Origin of the sequence: Syntrophothermus lipocalidus DSM 12680 (genome assembly GCF_000092405.1) — a bacterium.
Lineage (GTDB): Bacteria > Bacillota > Syntrophomonadia > Syntrophomonadales > Syntrophothermaceae > Syntrophothermus > Syntrophothermus lipocalidus.
In genome coordinates, this window is the sequence record NC_014220.1 from 991,201 (window position 1) to 1,008,218 (window position 17,018).

19 protein-coding genes are annotated in these 17,018 nt (G+C 49.8%); all 19 read left to right on the forward strand.

Annotated features, from left to right (window positions below):
• Positions 1–30 precede the first annotated feature (30 nt).
• The 19 genes from SLIP_RS04725 to SLIP_RS04815 all read left to right on the forward strand — a co-directional run bounded on the left by SLIP_RS04725 (position 31) and on the right by SLIP_RS04815 (position 17,005).
• A complete protein-coding gene (locus tag SLIP_RS04725) occupies positions 31–663 on the forward strand; it encodes a MotE family protein (protein WP_013175139.1) in 633 nt (210 codons plus the stop codon).
• Between the two features lie 104 nt (positions 664–767).
• Positions 768–2,183, forward strand: a complete 1,416-nt coding sequence (locus tag SLIP_RS04730) for a flagellar hook-length control protein FliK (protein WP_013175140.1) — start codon at positions 768–770, stop codon at positions 2,181–2,183.
• Positions 2,184–2,194: 11 nt separating this feature from the next.
• Positions 2,195–2,710 (forward strand): flagellar hook capping FlgD N-terminal domain-containing protein, encoded by a 516-nt coding sequence (locus SLIP_RS04735; RefSeq protein WP_013175141.1) that lies wholly within the window; start codon positions 2,195–2,197, stop codon positions 2,708–2,710.
• Positions 2,707–3,084 carry a TIGR02530 family flagellar biosynthesis protein gene (locus tag SLIP_RS04740; RefSeq protein WP_013175142.1) on the forward strand — a complete coding sequence of 126 codons (378 nt, stop codon included), beginning with the start codon at positions 2,707–2,709 and terminating at the stop codon, positions 3,082–3,084. Before SLIP_RS04735 ends, SLIP_RS04740 begins: the two co-directional genes overlap by 4 nt.
• An 80-nt stretch (positions 3,085–3,164) precedes the next feature.
• Positions 3,165–4,628 (forward strand): flagellar hook protein FlgE, encoded by a 1,464-nt coding sequence (locus SLIP_RS04745; protein WP_013175143.1) that lies wholly within the window; start codon positions 3,165–3,167, stop codon positions 4,626–4,628.
• An 80-nt stretch (positions 4,629–4,708) separates the two neighbouring features.
• A complete protein-coding gene (locus SLIP_RS04750; protein ID WP_013175144.1) occupies positions 4,709–4,903 on the forward strand; it encodes a flagellar FlbD family protein in 195 nt (64 codons plus the stop codon).
• A gap of 57 nt (positions 4,904–4,960) precedes the next feature.
• The gene (locus tag SLIP_RS04755) at positions 4,961–5,443 is read left to right on the forward strand and encodes a flagellar basal body-associated FliL family protein (RefSeq protein WP_013175145.1); all 483 of its coding nucleotides are present in this window, start codon (positions 4,961–4,963) and stop codon (positions 5,441–5,443) included.
• A 49-nt stretch (positions 5,444–5,492) separates the two neighbouring features.
• Positions 5,493–6,485 (forward strand): flagellar motor switch protein FliM, encoded by a 993-nt coding sequence (gene fliM / locus SLIP_RS04760; RefSeq protein ID WP_013175146.1) that lies wholly within the window; start codon positions 5,493–5,495, stop codon positions 6,483–6,485.
• A complete protein-coding gene (gene fliY / locus SLIP_RS04765) occupies positions 6,478–7,680 on the forward strand; it encodes a flagellar motor switch phosphatase FliY (protein ID WP_013175147.1) in 1,203 nt (400 codons plus the stop codon). The genes fliM and fliY overlap by 8 nt, the downstream gene beginning before the upstream one ends.
• A gap of 18 nt (positions 7,681–7,698) precedes the next feature.
• A complete protein-coding gene (locus SLIP_RS04770; protein WP_013175148.1) occupies positions 7,699–8,061 on the forward strand; it encodes a response regulator in 363 nt (120 codons plus the stop codon).
• Between the two features lie 15 nt (positions 8,062–8,076).
• Positions 8,077–8,724: a flagellar biosynthetic protein FliO gene (locus SLIP_RS04775; protein ID WP_013175149.1), complete on the forward strand. Its 648-nt coding sequence runs from the start codon at positions 8,077–8,079 to the stop codon at positions 8,722–8,724.
• A complete protein-coding gene (gene fliP, locus SLIP_RS04780; RefSeq protein ID WP_013175150.1) occupies positions 8,717–9,496 on the forward strand; it encodes a flagellar type III secretion system pore protein FliP in 780 nt (259 codons plus the stop codon). Before SLIP_RS04775 ends, fliP begins: the two co-directional genes overlap by 8 nt.
• Positions 9,497–9,583: 87 nt before the next feature.
• Entirely contained in the window at positions 9,584–9,859 is a 276-nt protein-coding gene (gene fliQ / locus SLIP_RS04785; RefSeq protein WP_013175151.1) for a flagellar biosynthesis protein FliQ, read from the forward strand.
• Between the two features lie 22 nt (positions 9,860–9,881).
• Positions 9,882–10,646 carry a flagellar biosynthetic protein FliR gene (gene fliR / locus SLIP_RS04790; protein ID WP_013175152.1) on the forward strand — a complete coding sequence of 255 codons (765 nt, stop codon included), beginning with the start codon at positions 9,882–9,884 and terminating at the stop codon, positions 10,644–10,646.
• 7 nt (positions 10,647–10,653) lie between these two features.
• On the forward strand, positions 10,654–11,754 hold the full coding sequence (gene flhB / locus SLIP_RS04795) for a flagellar biosynthesis protein FlhB (RefSeq protein ID WP_013175153.1): 1,101 nt from the start codon (positions 10,654–10,656) through the stop codon (positions 11,752–11,754).
• A gap of 482 nt (positions 11,755–12,236) precedes the next feature.
• On the forward strand, positions 12,237–14,282 hold the full coding sequence (flhA, locus tag SLIP_RS04800) for a flagellar biosynthesis protein FlhA (protein WP_013175154.1): 2,046 nt from the start codon (positions 12,237–12,239) through the stop codon (positions 14,280–14,282).
• On the forward strand, positions 14,279–15,439 hold the full coding sequence (gene flhF / locus SLIP_RS04805; RefSeq protein WP_013175155.1) for a flagellar biosynthesis GTPase FlhF: 1,161 nt from the start codon (positions 14,279–14,281) through the stop codon (positions 15,437–15,439). The genes flhA and flhF overlap by 4 nt, the downstream gene beginning before the upstream one ends.
• The gene (locus SLIP_RS04810) at positions 15,439–16,335 is read left to right on the forward strand and encodes a MinD/ParA family protein (RefSeq protein ID WP_013175156.1); all 897 of its coding nucleotides are present in this window, start codon (positions 15,439–15,441) and stop codon (positions 16,333–16,335) included. The genes flhF and SLIP_RS04810 overlap by 1 nt, the downstream gene beginning before the upstream one ends.
• A gap of 19 nt (positions 16,336–16,354) precedes the next feature.
• Positions 16,355–17,005 (forward strand): flagellar brake protein, encoded by a 651-nt coding sequence (locus SLIP_RS04815; RefSeq protein ID WP_013175157.1) that lies wholly within the window; start codon positions 16,355–16,357, stop codon positions 17,003–17,005.
• Positions 17,006–17,018 lie beyond the last annotated feature (13 nt).

Below are 17,018 nucleotides of genomic sequence, written 5' to 3' on the forward strand. Positions count from 1 at the left end.
ATTGAGAAGTAGCGGTGGTTTGGGGCTTGGATGAGGGGAAGGGTACAGCGCGACCCGTTTCCCGGTTTTAGTTGGGTAGGGGTGAAGCAACGGGTGAGCATATCAAGAAAAGTTTTACTTTTGGTCATATCCCTTGCCTTACTGGCGGGAGCTTGGTGCTCTCTGATTTACTTAGGAGTGCTGTCAGCTCCTGCTTTTTTCAAAGACATTCCTGTGGTCAATCGTTTGGTTGACACAAGTGATGTGACTACAAGTAAGTCATCGCCAGTAGAGCAGGAAAAACGCCAGTTGCTGGAAAGAATTAAGTCTTTACAGGGGAAGATGACCAAGCTTGAACAACAGGTTCGTGAGAAAGAAACCGAACTGCAGCAGGCTAAGAGTACCCTGGCGAGGGTTAACAAGCAGGTAGAAGAACTGAAGAACGCTAACCTCACGAGCCAAGGGCAGGACGAGGTTTTTAAAGAATTGGCCGGTTATTATTCTTCGATCAAGCCTAAGGATTCGGCCAAGGTTTTCGAACAACTCGATGACGAAACGGTAATAGGCATACTGCAGCACATGGACAGCGAACAAGTGGGGAAGATACTGGCTGCTATGTCTCCAGAACGCGCTGCCCTGATCACCAAGAAAATGCTGGCAGTGGAAACGCCTGGAACGACCTGATATACTCTGTGCCATCTGAAGCCGGCGCAATCTTATCTATTTGCGACTACCGGCTGTCAGATAGATACTTCTGCTAGAAAATGCTCAGGAAGGAGGTGATGGAATTGGAGACAGGGAGCGCATCCGCATTCTTCTTGGCCTCCAAGCAGGCCCGGCTCGTTGCTGAAGGCGAGGTAAGGCCTAACAACCCGGCTCCGGCCACTGCAGAAAATGGCAAGACCGCATTCGCCTTGTTGTTGAAACAAGCCTGTCAGGGCCACCAGGGGAAAGAAGCCTCTGATCCCGAGGGTGGTGCTTTGGGGCAGGAAACAGACAAAGGCCAGAACGCGGGCCTGGCAAGCGACGGCGTGACAGCGAGCCTGGGAGCAGAAGGCGGGGTGACCCCGTTTGTGGTTGAGTTTCTGGGGGATAACGTCACTAACAAGGCCCAAGGAGCAGACGGAAACGCTTTGGTTTTGCTGGCCAGTGGCATGGCGGTTATGCCTGAGATTGCTTCGGCGGGGTTAATCCTTTTCACAGCGCCACAGAACAGCGAGCGAGGCGATCTCTCGGGGCTGCAGGCTCCTGAGGGAGACGTGAGGGGGCCGAGTTCGTACCCGACAGTTGTTGCTTTCGATGGGGCCGGGGTTATCAACGCAGACGGTTTACCTGTTACGCCAGGCAACGGAACAGGGATTTTGCCCGCTGTTGCCGACGAAACCCCTCAGATACTTTTGGTCGAAGGGCCCCAGGTGGTTTCAGTGGACAAGGGGGGCGGGAAAGGGCGGCTTTCTGGCGACACGAATCCGCCAGTGCCGGATGGTGTTACGGTCAGCCCTCAAGCGGATACCAAAGGAACGCCCCAGATACGGGGTTTTCTAGAGTCAGCATCGCAACAACCGGTAAACGTCAAAGACCTGATTCTCGCAGAGACCTGCCGGGCTAAAGGACTGAAAGAGCCTCAACTGATGCAAGAACCGAACACGAATACCGACAATACTATCCCGACCTTACCTTCTGACAGTATGATGCTTGCCGGTAAGCCTACGGATATTCAGGGGCTTTCTAAGGAGATTGGAGCAAAGAATCCGGTGCCGTTCGAAAAGCTGGTAGACCAGGTGGTGCGAAAACTTGACGTTTTACTCACACCGGAACGGTCTGAGGTCGAGATGGTGCTCAAACCAGAAATTCTGGGCAAGCTCACCATCAAACTGAGTTTGGAGAACCACCAAGTGACAGCGCGTTTTATGGCAGAAAACCAGCAAGTCAAGCAGGCATTGGAAGTTAACCTCCCGCAGTTGAAGGCGGCTCTCGAAGCCGGGGGCCTGAAGCTGGACCGGGCAGAAGTCGGCCTTTATTATCAAGGAGGGCAGGATTTCCAGGGACAGTCGGGATTTCACCAGCAAAGAGCTCCGACCGCAAAGTGGGGATACGAGGGGGTAGGTGCTGGTCTGACAGTGGATGAGGTACAAGAAGAACAAATATCTCATTATCCTGGGGTTGAAGGGTCAAGCGTTGGGGTCTTGGATTACGTGGTTTAGGGGGTGAAGCGATGCCAGTTTCTGGAGTGACCAGTAGTGAAAGTTCCACTGCCATAACGAGCGCGGCGAAGTCTCAAATACTGGGCAAAGATGATTTCTTCAAGCTCTTGATTACGGAACTCAAGTACCAGGATCCCCTCGAACCCATGAAAGACAGAGAATTCATAGCCCAGATGGCCAGCTTCAGTTCGCTGGAGCAGATGTACAACATGAACACCAACCTGCAGAGCCTGTCTACAGCCTTGAACAGCTACGTTTCGACGTTGAGTAGCAACTTGTCGTGGCAAGAGGCCCTAGCCTTGCTTGGACAAGAGATCGAATTCGAGACCGCGGCAGGGACGGCTTGCGGGAGGGTCGAGTCTATAGTCTTAAAAGACGGGGTTCCCTATTTGACCGTAAACGGGGAACAGGTAAGTCTTGCCCAGGTAACTTCGGTGCACTGGAGTAGTAATTCAGACGAAGCGACAACAGCACCAGCTAGTACGGGTAGTAGCCAAGACGGTACAGAGGAGGACGAGGCCCAGTGACTTCCAGGATAATGTTTCCTGAAGCCGCAAGTCTTCCGGTAAAATCGCCGGGCAAGGCAACAGCAGCCCAGGAAAACCAGGCTTCATTTGCCGAGATATTAAATCACAAGCTGCAGTCGCCACCGCTGCGGTTTTCTAACCATGCCCAGCAGAGACTGAAGTCACGAAACATTCAGCTTACATCAGGTGAGATAGAAAAACTTGAGGCTGCGGTACAGAAAGCCCGGGAGAAAGGGGCACGGGAGTCTCTCATCCTTTTTGACAAATTAGCCCTAGTGGTAAGCGTCAAAAACAATACGGTCATAACCGCCGTCGATGGCGAGAACATGAAGGAGAACGTTTTTACGAATATCGACAGCGCGGTTATAGTTTAGGGCTGGACCTCCAGAGAGGAAGCCCTGCTGGCGCTGAACGACTGAGGCGCTGAAAATACAGCAAAGGAGGTCGAATGCCGATGATGCGGTCCATGTATGCTGGGGTGTCGGGTCTTCGTACCCACCAGCTGCGGATGGATGTGATAGGCAACAACATAGCTAATGTTAATACGGTTGGATACAAGAAAAGCCGGGCCATTTTCAAAGATGCTTTCTACCAGGCTATCCGTGGTGGTTCAGCGCCGACCGGGGCCAGAGGCGGAACCAACCCGCAGGCTATCGGCTTGGGGGTACAACTGTCGAGCGTCGACGTGATAGCGACTCCCGGCAGTGCTCAAACCACGGGCAAGAATACTGACCTCGCCATCGACGGTAACGGGTATTTCATCCTGGAAAGCGGGGGCGAGCGCTATTACACCAGGGCTGGAGCTTTTGATTTCGATGTCCTCGGTAACTACGTGGCTTCGGGCGGGTTGCATGTCATGGGGTACATGCCTTCGAAGGACGACAGCGGGAACTGGATCACGGACTCGAGCGGGAAACGCAAGATCGATATCACTACCGGACTGGTTCCAATCGATATCTCAGCTCTCCAGAGCACGGAACCGAAAGCCACAACCCTGATACGGTTTTCCGGGAACTTCGATTCGACCCTGGAACCCGAATACGTTTGGGACGAAACCTCGAGTAGCTTTGTCGACAATCCAGACGGGGCCGATTCCAAGATTACTTCTAAGGAATTCTACGATACCCTCGGCAATAAAAGGGTCCAGTATTTCAAGTTTGAGAAGGTCATGGAAAGAGACAATGTGGATATCGGCAATGGCGAGACTATGAACGGGAGCATATGGCGGGTCCGTGCGAGCTCCGATCCCGACTGTCCCAATCCGACTGCCAGCGACTCCAAGAGCGAGGACTACTACTTGTTTTTCGATGAAAAAGGAAAGCTGATCCGGGCAAAACACGATAACGGCACGACCGGGGCAAGCTCTTCGGACTGGCAAGAACCGGATGTTACGGCTATGACGTTTGCTGCAACCGATGATCCAAGCAGTCAAAGTATCACTATCCATTATGTAAACAATGGGGTGCCGACTCAACAGCCCATTACCCTGAATTTCTCATACCTTACCCAGTATAACGCTACTTTTACCGGTTGGGCTGAGTATCAGGACGGTTACACCAAGGGTGATTTAAGAAGCATAACTATCGACCAGAACGGGGTTATCCTAGGGGTTTACTCCAACGGAATCACAGACAACCTGGCCAGAGTAGCCTTGGCCGTTTTTCAGAACCCGGCGGGCCTCTTGGCTAAGGGCGGCAACCTGTTCCAGGTGTCCAACAACTCTGGCGACCCCAAGGTCGGAGCCCCCGGCGAGGAAGCTATGGGTGCCATACTCCCGGGTTCTTTAGAAATGTCCAATGTTGACCTCTCAGAGGAATTCACCGACATGATAGTTACCCAGAGGGGTTTTCAAGCCAATTCCCGAATCATAACCACTTCTGATGAAATGCTGCAGGAACTGGTGAACCTCAAGCGGTAGGATATGACTCGGAGGCGGCGGGCTGGCGCCCGCCGGCCCTGAGTTACCTGCAAGGCTAGAACGGGGAAGGGGAGAGAGTCATGCTGAGGCTAACCCGTTTGAATGGAGAGAAGATCATTTTAAATCCGGAGATGGTGGAATACCTTGAGGAGACCCCTGATACGGTAATTACCTTGACTACGGGTAAAAAGTTGGTTGTGCGTGAATCTGTATCCAGAATTAGCGAAGAAATGATACGATATAAAAGGAGAATATTCGCCAACCTGAAGCTTTGAGCGACATTTACCAGTTGTTATTATTCAGCATCATTGTAACTGGGAGGTTAGAGGCAGGTGGCAGAGGAAAAGAACAACGGCGACAGCAAAGAAAAGAGTTCGAAGTCACGACTTGATCTGCAGATAATCGTGGTAGGTTTGGTAGTATTCCTGATGTGCATGGGCGGGGCTTACTTTATGATCCGCAGTCTTTTGGCTCCGCTGTTGCCCCAGGAAGAGGAGAAAAAGTCATCATCTGGAGAGGTAGTGCTGGTAGAAGCAGGAGAGTTTACCACTAACATTTACGACATAAACGGAACTCGCTACTTGAAAGCCGAGGTGTATCTCCAGGTCCCCGATAAGAAGGTGGAGAAAGAGTTAGAAACGGTGATGCCGGTAGTAAAAGACGAAATACTTTCGATCCTTTCCTCTCAGACAGTGGCAGATCTAGACGTGCGAAACCGGGATAACCTGCGCAAGACGATTAAGGAGCGCTTGAACCGCAAATTGGGCGGGGAAAAGGTCACAGGAGTCTACTTTACCAGTTTCATTGTTCAATGAGGTTGGAACCGGGGCTGGGAGTATCTCGTACTAAGCGGAGGGAGATTTGGTGAGCGATATTCTTTCTCAGGAGGAGATAGACGCTTTGCTGGCTGCTCTCAGCCGGGGTGAAGTTGATGCTGATTCGCTTCGGCAGGAGCAAACGAAGAAAAAGATCCGGCTCTACGATTTCAGGCGGCCTAACAAGTTCTCCAAAGACCAGCTTCACACTCTGCAGGTGATATTCGAAAACTATTCGCGCTCGGTTAGCACCTACCTGTCGGCACAATTGCGGGCTGCTGTACAGATCGACGTGCTTTCGGTCGAGCAATTGACGTACGATGAATTCATGCGCTCACTACCCAACCCGACTATCATGTGTGTTTTTTCGCTTCAACCTCTGGAGGGTAGTGCGATAATGGAGATAAACCCTAATCTAGGTTTTGCTATGCTGGACCGGATTCTTGGAGGTCCAGGTTTGCCGCCAGAGCGTATTCGCCCTTTAACTGAAATAGAAATAACACTGATTGAGAGATTGGCCCAGAGGATGTTGAGTTACCTGGAAGAACCGTGGAGCGGGATTATTGAGCTGCAGCCGGTGATGGACCGGATCGAGTCTAATCCTCAATTCACCCAGATCGTGTCTCCGAGTGAAATGGTGGTTATAATCTCTTTGGAATCCAAGATCGGCGATGTACTCAGCCTCATTAACATCTGTATTCCTTTTTTGGTGTTGGAAAGCATTACCGGGAAGCTGAACGTCAACTACTATTACTCATCTAGTGTTAAAGAGCGGTCTAAAGATAGCGCGTTGGTGCTAAAGAACCGCATCGAGAACGCTATGGTTCCGGTCAAGATACTGATCGGGAGCACGGTCATAACGGTGAGAGAACTGTTAGAACTGGCTCCGGGGGATGTAATCCCATTGGAACGGCGGTTAGACGAGGACTTGGAAGTGGTTATTGGACAGAAACCCAAGTTTCGGGGCAAACCGGGGGTAGTAGGGAACCGATTAGCTCTCAAGATTACGGAAATTGTAAGCGAGGTGGATGATGATGCCTGATGGGATACTCTCGCAGGAAGAAATAGACGCTCTCTTGCGTGGAGAGGTTGCTTTTCATGAAGAAAAAAAACCAGATGCCACGCTGACAGACACTGAAAGAGATGTTCTTGGCGAAATCGGCAACATCTCGATGGGGACTGCTGCGACTACGCTTTCTACCTTGTTGCGCCGTAAGGTCAGTATTACTACACCTCAGGTCAAGCTGACAACCAGGCAGCAACTCCAGACCGACTATCCTTTGCCTTACCTGCTCATCGAGGTGGAGTACACGGACGGGCTTTCGGGAAGCAATATCCTGGTGGTAAAAAAAGAGGACGCTGCTGTAATCGCAGATTTAATGATGGGAGGAGACGGTAGCGGTCGGGGACAAGAGTTAGGAGAAATTGAACTGAGTGCGGTTAGTGAGGCTATGAACCAGATGATGGGCTCGGCCACCACGAGTTTGTCTTCCATGTTTGACCGGCGGATTGAGATAGCCCCGCCCCGGCTTACCCTAGTGGATTTGGGGAAAGAAAACATTGACGCCAAGCTAGGCCAGGAATATCAAGACATTGTACAGATACTCTTCCGCATGGAAATAGAAGGGTTGGTTGACAGCGAGATAATGCAGATTATGCCCTTAGAGGCAGCGAAGAGCATGGTTTCGACCTTGATGGGGGGTGTCCCCGAAACGAGCGATGCCGTGGCGGCAAGCCCGCCACCGTTAGCAGGCGTAAGTGGTCCCCAGACCAGCACTCCTTCGGGGGGCAAACCAGAAGAAATACCTATAGTTCCGCCACCTCCGCCTCTTTCTATGCCGTCGGTTAACGGCGGGGCGTTGTATGAACAGGCATTCGCCCAGACGGTTGCCGGGGGAGCGGGGGTAAAGAAGAGCGAGATAGCAGTGCAACCGGTGCAGTTCGCTCCCTTAACCCCCGAGGTGCGCTATGTTGAACCACAAAACATCAGCCTAATAATGGACGTGCCTTTGAACGTTTCAGTTGAACTGGGGCGGACCCGCAAGACCATTAAGGAAATACTGGACCTGGGACCAGGGTCCATAGTTCAGCTCGAAAAATTGGCCGGGGAACCGGTCGATATTCTGGTTAATGGAAAGCTCATTGCTAAAGGAGAGGTGGTAGTCATCGACGAAAACTACGGGGTTAGGGTGACCGCGATAATCAGTCCTATGGACAGAGTCAGTAAACTTCAGTAGTCTGGGGAGGTTGACCTGATGGCTAAGACGGTATTGGTGGTAGATGATGCGGCTTTTATGCGGATGATGATAAAGGATATTTTGACCAAAAACGGTTATGCGGTGGTAGGTGAAGCGGAAAACGGCTTGGTGGCCTTGGAGAAGTACAAGGAACTTAACCCCGATCTGGTAACCATGGATATAACGATGCCGGAAATGGACGGTATTACGGCGGTCAGGGAGATAAGGAAGATAGATCCAGGAGCCAAAATCATAATGTGCAGCGCCATGGGGCAACAAGCCATGGTCATCGACGCAATTCAAGCCGGAGCCAGGGATTTCGTGGTAAAACCGTTTCAACCCGAAAGGGTAGTAGAAGCAGTAAGCAAGGCAATAGGTTGAGCAGGAAGTGGTAAGGTGTTTGGGTTTTCTCGGCGACATCGCTGGATGCTCGCCTTCATGTTACTGGTTGTTTTCTTGAGTTTTTGTTCCCAGATAGGAAGAGCGCTGGGGGCTGATATTGAGAAGCAGAAGCTAGACCTCAAGTACGAGGAGCCGAAAGCTGAACCCGGTACCGGTATGGCTGGAGCTATGGTTCGCTTGATACTGAGCTTGGCAGTCATCGTCGGTAGTGCCTGGCTGGTTATCCGTTTGATGGGCAAGCAGATGACACGCCGAATGCAGGGCGAGTGGATACAGGTGCTAGACGAGGTTATGATCGGCCCCAATCGCGGCATTATGTTGTGTGAAGTGGGGGGGAAAGTTTTTGCCGTGGGGGTTACGGATCACCAGGTGGCAACCCTCTTTGAAGTGACCGATGAAGCCTTGATAGAAGACATGATAAAGAAAGCTGAGGAAAGAAAGGTAACCCAGTCTTCAATACCGGCTAGTCTTCTTTGGGAACGGGCACAAAAGGCTCTGAATATTGGGAAGGGCAGGAACTCCAAAGAACGGGAACGGTATTTTCATTCTCTGATGCAGGAGGAATTGCGGAATCTGGAACGACTTCGGTCCGGCCGGGATAGGGCTCAAGACACCTCAGGGAGAGGTGACGACAATGAATAAAGTCGCCAGGGTAGTGGCTGTCGGCTTTGTGCTTGCGGCCTTCTTAATTATGGTTGTCGTATGCTTGACCGGTGAGGCTCAAGCCCAACAGTTCCAGATTCCTCAGGTCAGCATCAATATCGGCGGTGAATCCCAGGGAGAAACCGGGGTTTCTCAAGCTTTGCAGATATTGGCTTTGCTTACTATCTTGTCGCTGGCGCCGGCGATATTAATACTGCTTACCTCGTTTACCAGGATAATCGTGGTGTTGTCTTTTGTCAGGAGTGCCCTGGCCACCCAGCAGATGCCGCCCAACCAGATTCTTGTAGGTTTGGCTTTGTTTTTGACGTTTTTCGTAATGGCTCCGACCTGGAAAGAAGTCAACGAAAAGGCTTTGCAGCCTTATTTCCAGGGAGAAATAACCCAGGACCAGGCGTTCACTCGGGGTATGGCGCCCCTGAGAACTTTTATGTTCAAACAAACTCGGGAAAAGGACTTGGCGTTGTTCGTGAAAATGGCGAAAATCCAGCGTCCTCGCACTTACGGGGATGTTCCTAACTACGTGCTTATTCCGGCTTTTGTTATCAGTGAATTAAAGACCGCGTTTGAGATCGGGTTTATCATCTTTGTTCCTTTTTTGGTTATCGACATGGTGGTTTCCAGCGCCCTCATGTCCATGGGAATGTTGATGCTTCCACCTATGATGATATCGCTCCCTTTCAAGATATTGCTGTTTGTCTTGGTAGACGGGTGGAACTTGGTCGTCAACTCGCTCCTTATGAGTTTTCGATGATCCGGCGCCTTGTCCAAGACGGAAGGACATAGATTGGAAGGTGGTTCGAAACAGGTTATCTCTGTTGGTTGGGGAAGGAGGAAAGCGGTGTATCAAGACGTTGTATTAGGCCTGGCTAAAGAAGCGGTGTACGCTACCCTGTTGGTTGCGGCTCCTATTTTGCTCGGGAGCCTGTTGATCGGCTTGGTAATAAGTATTTTACAGGCAACTACCCAGATTCAAGAACAGACTCTAACCTTTGTTCCAAAAATCATTGTTGTACTGGTGGTTATCATAGTTTTTGGTCCTTGGATGCTCAATACGATGGTTGCCTTTGCCAATAACCTTTTGGTTAATATACCTCAGTTTATCGACTTGCGGTGATGGAGGCGGGGTGTGAGGCCTGGTGCCGTTAGAGATTGACAAGTTTCTCTTGGTTTTTGCGCGTGTTTCGGGCTTGTTCTTGTCCGCACCTGTTTACTCCAGCCGGCAAATACCGGTTCAGATCAAAGTGTTTTTGGGGCTTTTACTGGCCGCGATAATAACTTATGTGAGGCCGATCTCGACCCGAGTAGAGCTCGATAACACCGGTATTTTTTTGGTCGCTTTGGCAGTAGAGGTATTCACCGGTTATGCTTTAGGACTGGCAGGATATGTTTTGTTTGCGGCTGTTCAGCTTGCCGGACAGTTGGTAGATATGCAGATGGGTTTCGGTATTGTCAATGTGATGGATCCCCAATCCGGGATGCAAGTTCCCTTAGTGGGAAGTTTTTATTATCTGTTAGCTATTCTGGTGTTTTTGGGAATAGACGGGCATCATCAGCTTCTGTCAGCAGTTTATCACAGCTATGATGTTATCCCGATTTTGGGAGCCAAGTTTCAGCCGGGGTTTACCGCTTTTTTGGTTAAGCTGGGGGGATATATGTTCGTGCTAGGGGTGAAGATTGCCGCTCCAGTAGTAGCTGCCCTGTTAGTAGCGGATACGGCTCTGGGCTTTATGGCCCGAACGGTACCCCAGATGAACATCTTTTTGGTGGGCATGCCTTTAAAGATACTGGGGGGAATTGTCATGTTGCTCTTGGTCATCCCAGTCTACGTGTGGTTGTTGCAGGTACTTTTTGCCCAGTTTTTTGACTGCCTGGATCAGGCCTTGTACTTTTTGGCCAGGTGATAAGCTGATGGAAACAAGCGGTGTTTGGATACTAGATCTGCAGCTGTTTGCCGAAGGAGGCGAAAAAACCGAGAAAGCGACTCCGCGGCGGCGGCAAGAGAGTCGGAGAAAAGGCCAGGTTTTCCGGAGCGTGGACCTTAACTCTGCCGTCATATTGCTTGTGGGATTCGCGGTGCTGCATTTTACAACCCCCTATATGTTAACCGGGATACAGGGATTTTTCAGCCGGTATTTATCAGATAGGGCTCTGACTCAATTGACTCCGGCTACGTTTCACGTAATGTTACTGGATGCCATCCTGCTAATGGCTAAGATATCCTTTCCTGTAATAGGAGCGGTCTTGGTGGCTGGATTACTCGTCAATCTCTTGCAAGTAGGGTTTGTTTTTGCTGGGGAACCGTTATCTATAAAACCAGAACGCGTTAACCCGGTCGAGGGGTTTAAAAGGATATTTTCGCTGCGTGCCCTGATCGAGCTGGTCAAATCAGTGGCCAAAGTTGTCCTAACAGGTTGGGTGGTTTACTCGGTCTTGAAAAAGAACCTGTACCTTTTTCCCCGTTTTGTAGATATGGAGCCTGTAAGCATGGTGATGTCTTTAGGTAACATCATTTTCGAGATGGCTATGAAAATCGGGGTTGTTTTACTGGTGGTGGGTTTACTAGATTATTTGTACCAGTGGTGGGAGCACGAGAAATCGCTGCGGATGAGTAAGGAGGAACTGAAACAGGAATACAAACAAACGGAAGGCGACCCCCAGATAAGGAGCAAGCAGAGGCAAAAGCAGCGCGAAATGGCTATGCGCCGCATGATGGCCGAGGTACCCAAAGCCGATGTTGTAATAACCAACCCAACCCATTTTGCTGTGGCCTTGAAATACGAAGCGGAAGCGATGACAGCTCCAGTGGTAACGGCTAAAGGGCAGGACTTTCTGGCTTTGCGCATAAGAGAAGTAGCTATGGAGCACCAAGTGGCCTTAGTAGAAAACCCATTTTTGGCTCGAACTATCTATTACTCAACCGAGATCGGAGATCCGATTCCAGAAACTCTTTATCAGGCCGTGGCCGAGGTACTCGCTTTCGTATACCGCCAGAAACGTAATCTCGGGTGAGGTTTTCTTAGCCACTGATGGGCACAGATGGACACGGATTGGCACAGATGTTTATTAGACGCTGACTTACGCAGACCTTTATGACTCTCATCCGAGTCACCACTAGAGAGTGAAAACTTCGGTTTCTTTAATGGTAACCTAGAAAATCTTCAAATTAGGGAAAATCGGTGTTCATCTGCCCGGCAGTCAGCTGGCTAAAATTGTAACATGCTATTGGGTCTCGAAAACGCTAGCCGCTAATAGTTAAAGACTTGAGCTGAGTGCCGGGTCTGTGGGCATCTGCGGCTCGTTTTCGGGGCATATTGTTCAGAATAATTATGATCAATCTTGTGATTGAATGGCCCTTTTTTCACCCTGTAATAGTGACGCCTCCGGGTGTCAAGAGTGTCTATGTCCAGGCAGGTTCATCCGTGTTAATCAGTGAAAATCTGTGTTAATCTGTGGCCCGTTTTCTGACAAGGACATGGAGGAGGGTAGGGACATTGTTAGGTAAGTTGCTCAATAACAGCGACATATTGCTATCGGTCGGGCTGATCATAATAGTTATGATGATGATCATTCCTATGCCTTACTACCTCCTGGACATCTTTCTAACCTTCAATATCGCTTTTTCTCTTATCATCCTCATGGTGTGTATGTTCACTTTGCGTCCCTTGGACTTTTCGGTATTTCCTTCGATTTTGCTGATAATGACCTTATTCAGGCTTTCCCTCAACATTTCTTCGACTCGGCTGATACTTTTAGATGCATTCGCCGGCAATGTCATCCAGCGGTTTGGGGACTTTGTGGTCCGCGGGGATATGGTAGTAGGTCTTGTGATATTTTTAATCTTGGTTGTTATCCAGTTCATCGTTATTACCAGAGGAGCTGAACGGGTGTCTGAAGTGGCGGCTAGATTCACGTTGGACGCCATGCCGGGCAAACAGATGGCTATAGATGCTGATTTAAACGCCGGATTGATAAATGAGAACGAGGCTAGGGAACGGAGAAAAGAGATTCAGAGGGAAGCCGACTTTTACGGGGCTATGGATGGAGCCAGCAAGTTTGTAAAAGGGGATGCGATTGCCGCTATCGTTATTCTGATGATAAACATCGTAGGTGGCTTGATTATTGGGATGGCACGGATGGGCATGTCTATCAACCAAGCGGCTAAGACCTACACAATCCTTACTGTGGGCGACGGCCTGGTGACCCAGATACCGGCTTTGCTTCTATCCACGGCTACCGGTATTGTGGTAACTAGAAGCGCTTCACAAGCTAACCTGGGCGAGGAGTTGACCAAGCAGTTGCTGGCACATTACAAAGCTCTGGGAATTGCGGCGGCAGTTCTGGTTGTTTTGGGATTTCTAGGCCTTCCTAAAGGGCCTATGTTTTTCATGGCCGCTGTGTTCGGTGCTCTCTTTTATACCCTGCGTAGGAGCACACCAGAGAACGTAGAACCGCAAATACCGGCTGAAGCAGAAGAAGCGGCTAAAATAAGGAAGCCAGAAAACGTTGTGGAGCTGCTGCAGGTAGAGAAAATGGAGATGGAACTCGGCTATGCCTTGATACCGTTGGTTGACGCCGACCAGGGGGGAGATCTTCTCGACCGGATTGTCATGATTCGCAGGCAGTGCGCAACCGAACTCGGATTCATAGTACCCCCGATCCGCATTCGAGATAACATGCAGCTGAAACCGAACGCTTACAGCATCAAGATCAAGGGAATGGAGATTGCCGCGGGAGAACTAATGTTAGACAGTTATTTGGTTTTAGGGCCAGGCATAGAAGAGGACAAAGACATCAAAGGGGTACTGACCACGGAGCCTGCATTCAATTTGCCTGCCAAATGGATAGATTCATCCGAACGAGAAATAGCGGAGTTGAAAGGCTTTACCGTTGTAGACCCGCCTTCAGTTTTGGCAACTCACTTGACCCAGGTTATTAAGGAGCACGCGCATGAGCTCCTGGGACGGCAAGAGGTACAGAACATACTCAATTACATAAAAGAGCAAAACCCGGCAGTAGTAAACGAACTTATTCCGGATCTTCTGTCGTTGGGTGACGTACAGAAGGTGTTGAAGAACCTGTTACGGGAACAGGTGTCGATCCGGGATGTAGTTTCCATTCTTGAAGCCTTGGCTGACTATGCAAGGGTAACGCGAGACACGGATGTTTTGACCGAATATGTTCGGCAGGCTTTGCGCAGGCATATTACAAAACAGTACGTGGATGACAAGGGCAAGTTAGTGGTTCTGACGATTGAGCCTGGTTTGGAGGAAAAACTGAGAGAATCAGTTCAGCAAAGCGAGTTTGGTTCTTATCTGGTGTTAGAACCGGATATGGCGCAGAAGCTGGTAAATGAGATACGGAAGCACAGTGAACACTTGGCACGAAAGGGAAGCATACCTATGCTTCTTGTAGCACCGATCTTGCGTATCTATTTTAAGCGGTTCATCGAAAGGTTTGTTCCTAATCTGGTTCTGTTATCGTACAATGAAATCGAACCTGGGATTGAACTGGAAGTAGCAGGGATGGTGTCGGTATGAAGATCCGAAGGTATGTGGCCGATAGTCTCCAGGAAGCGGTGAAACAAGCCCGGCTTGAGCTGGGGCGAGATGCCATGATAATCCATACTCGTAAGTTTAAGCAGGGCGGTTTTTTTGGTCTTTTCGCTCGGCCCCGAATCGAGATCACGGTAGCCCTGGATGAAGAAGTTGCCCAAGCCGCAAGCCACGATACACTTAGGGCGGAATCGAAGCCGGTACCGATGGTTTCGGAAGACACTTTTGTTGCCGTTAACAAGGAACTACCAGAAAAGGCTGACGAGCTTCTTGAAGAGCTACGCGAAATGAAACAGATGATGGCTGATCTCAACCATAAACTGGAGGAAAAGGATAAGCTAAAGGGGATGCCGCGATCGGTACAGTCACTTTATAAAGCTCTGGTCAATAACCAGGTCAATGAGAAACTGGCCTTTCGAATTGCGCAATCGGTGAAGCAGAGGATTGAGACCGAGGAAGGTCATCATGACGAGGACATGATGGGGGTATGTACTGAGGTACTGGGGTCCATGTTTAAGAAGCCTAAGCCTATAGAGTTTAACCGAGGCAGGCCCAGAGTAGTAGCGATGATCGGTCCGACCGGCGTTGGCAAAACCACAACTATAGCTAAACTGGCCGCTAATTTTGCCCTATTAGAAAGGAAAAGGGTAGGTTTGGTCACTATCGATACCTATCGTATTGCTGCGGTGGAGCAGCTCAAAACTTACGCCGAAATCATAGGGGTTCCACTAGAGGTGGTTTTTCACCCAGAAGGATTAGAAACGGCTTTGGCCAAACATAAAGACAAGGATGTCATTTTCATCGACACCGCCGGGAGAAGCCCTAGAAACGAGCCTCATATTAACGAATTGGCCGAATTTCTCAGGGTAGCTGAACCAGACGAAATCCTGCTGGTTTTGAGTACCAATACCCCTACGTTGGATCTCTTGGAGATTTACCAGAGATTTAACGTGGTTAGAATCGATAAACTCGTGTTCACCAAAGTAGATGAGTGTGAACGTTTCGGGCAGATATTGAACGTGGCTTACAAAACGAAAACGGGGCTCGCTTACATCACTAACGGACAAAACGTACCGGATGACATAATGGTTCCAGACCCCAGCTACTTGGCGAAGATGATACTGGGAGAGGTATCGGTTTGATGAAAGACCAAGCCGAAAGACTCAGGCTTATGGCCAAGAGCCTTAAAACCAGGATCGAAAATGATTTGGTCCGCGGTATGAAGCATACCCGGGTTGTGGTGGTGACCAGCGGCAAGGGAGGAGTAGGGAAAACCAACCTGGCACTGAACTTGGCACTGGCCTTAGCCGAATCGGGACTCAGAATCGTTTTACTCGACGCGGACATGGGCTTGGCTAATGTCGATATCATCTTAGGGTTAGCTCCCAAGTACAACTTGTACCACGTTATCCGTGGAGAAAAGGGCATAAAAGAGATTATCCTGCACGGTCCATGCGGGCTCGAGATAATTCCGGGGGGATCAGGTATTCAGGAACTGGCTAATCTCCCTGAAGAAGCTTTGCAGGCAGTGATAAGAGACCTGGGGAGATTGGATGGAGAGTACGATCTGATGATTATCGATACCGGAGCGGGGATTTCCAACAGTGTTCTGAGTTATGTTACTGCTGCTGATGACATCGTGGTTGTCACCACTCCAGAGCCGACCTCACTTACCGACGCGTATGGTATTATCAAGGCTGCTTCAAATCGCCAAGCTCGCGGCGCGGTTTATATCGTGGTCAATCGGGTGGAAACGGAAACAGAGGGTATTCTGGTTGCTCAAAAACTCATCAGCGTAGGAGAAAGGTTTTTGGGGGTAGAAATGAAGTTATTGGGATGTTTGGTCGAAGACCGGGCGGTAGAGGTGGCGGTTAAGAATCAGCAGCCGTTTCTCGTTTCCCACCCTAATAGTCAGGTAAGTCGAAATGTAAGGGATATCGCGCGCAAGCTGCATGACAAAAGTGGCGGGGACAAGGTTCCGGTAAAGGCTTCTGGACTCCGGAGTTTCTTCCGTAACTTGACTTCTTTTCTCAGGTAAGATGCAAGGAGGAAAGGAATTGGATTCCAGAGATTTAAGGATTAACCAGTTGGTAGAAATTGAAACTGACATGCCAGCTTATAAAGGGGTTTATCCAAGCCGGGTAGAAGAGGTAGTTGAAGAAGGGGTTTGTCTGGCAGTTCCTATAAAACACGGGGCACTCATTCCCTTGAGGATTGGGGATGTAGTGAGGGTCTACTTCATGCAAGACCAGGAGGTGTATTGCCTTAAAACAGACATTATCGCTCGTAAACAAAACCGGGTTCCGGTAGTGGTTTTGGCCCATTCCCAGGACGTGGAAAAAGTACAACGTCGGAACTGGGTAAGGATCGAGATAGGTTTGCCCGTAACTTTTTATTTTTCTGATGGCCAGTTCGAGAAAGTGGAAGAGGGGCGAACTTTAAATCTCAGTGGGGGCGGCGTACTGTTCGTTACCCGGGCAGACTGGTTGAGAATAGGAAGCCGAATACGTATAAGGCTGGAGTTGCCAGAAAGGGAGCCGTTTATTAGCCCGGCTATCGTGCGCAGGATAGTGCCACCGGAAGAAAAAGAGAGCAGAGGATACCGAGTAGCATGCGAATTCGTGGACATAAAAGAAGGACAGAGAGACGCTCTGGTGAAGTTCATTTTTGAAGTACAGAGAGAACGCCTCAAGAAAGGCCTTTATTAGGCAAGAGGGGTGA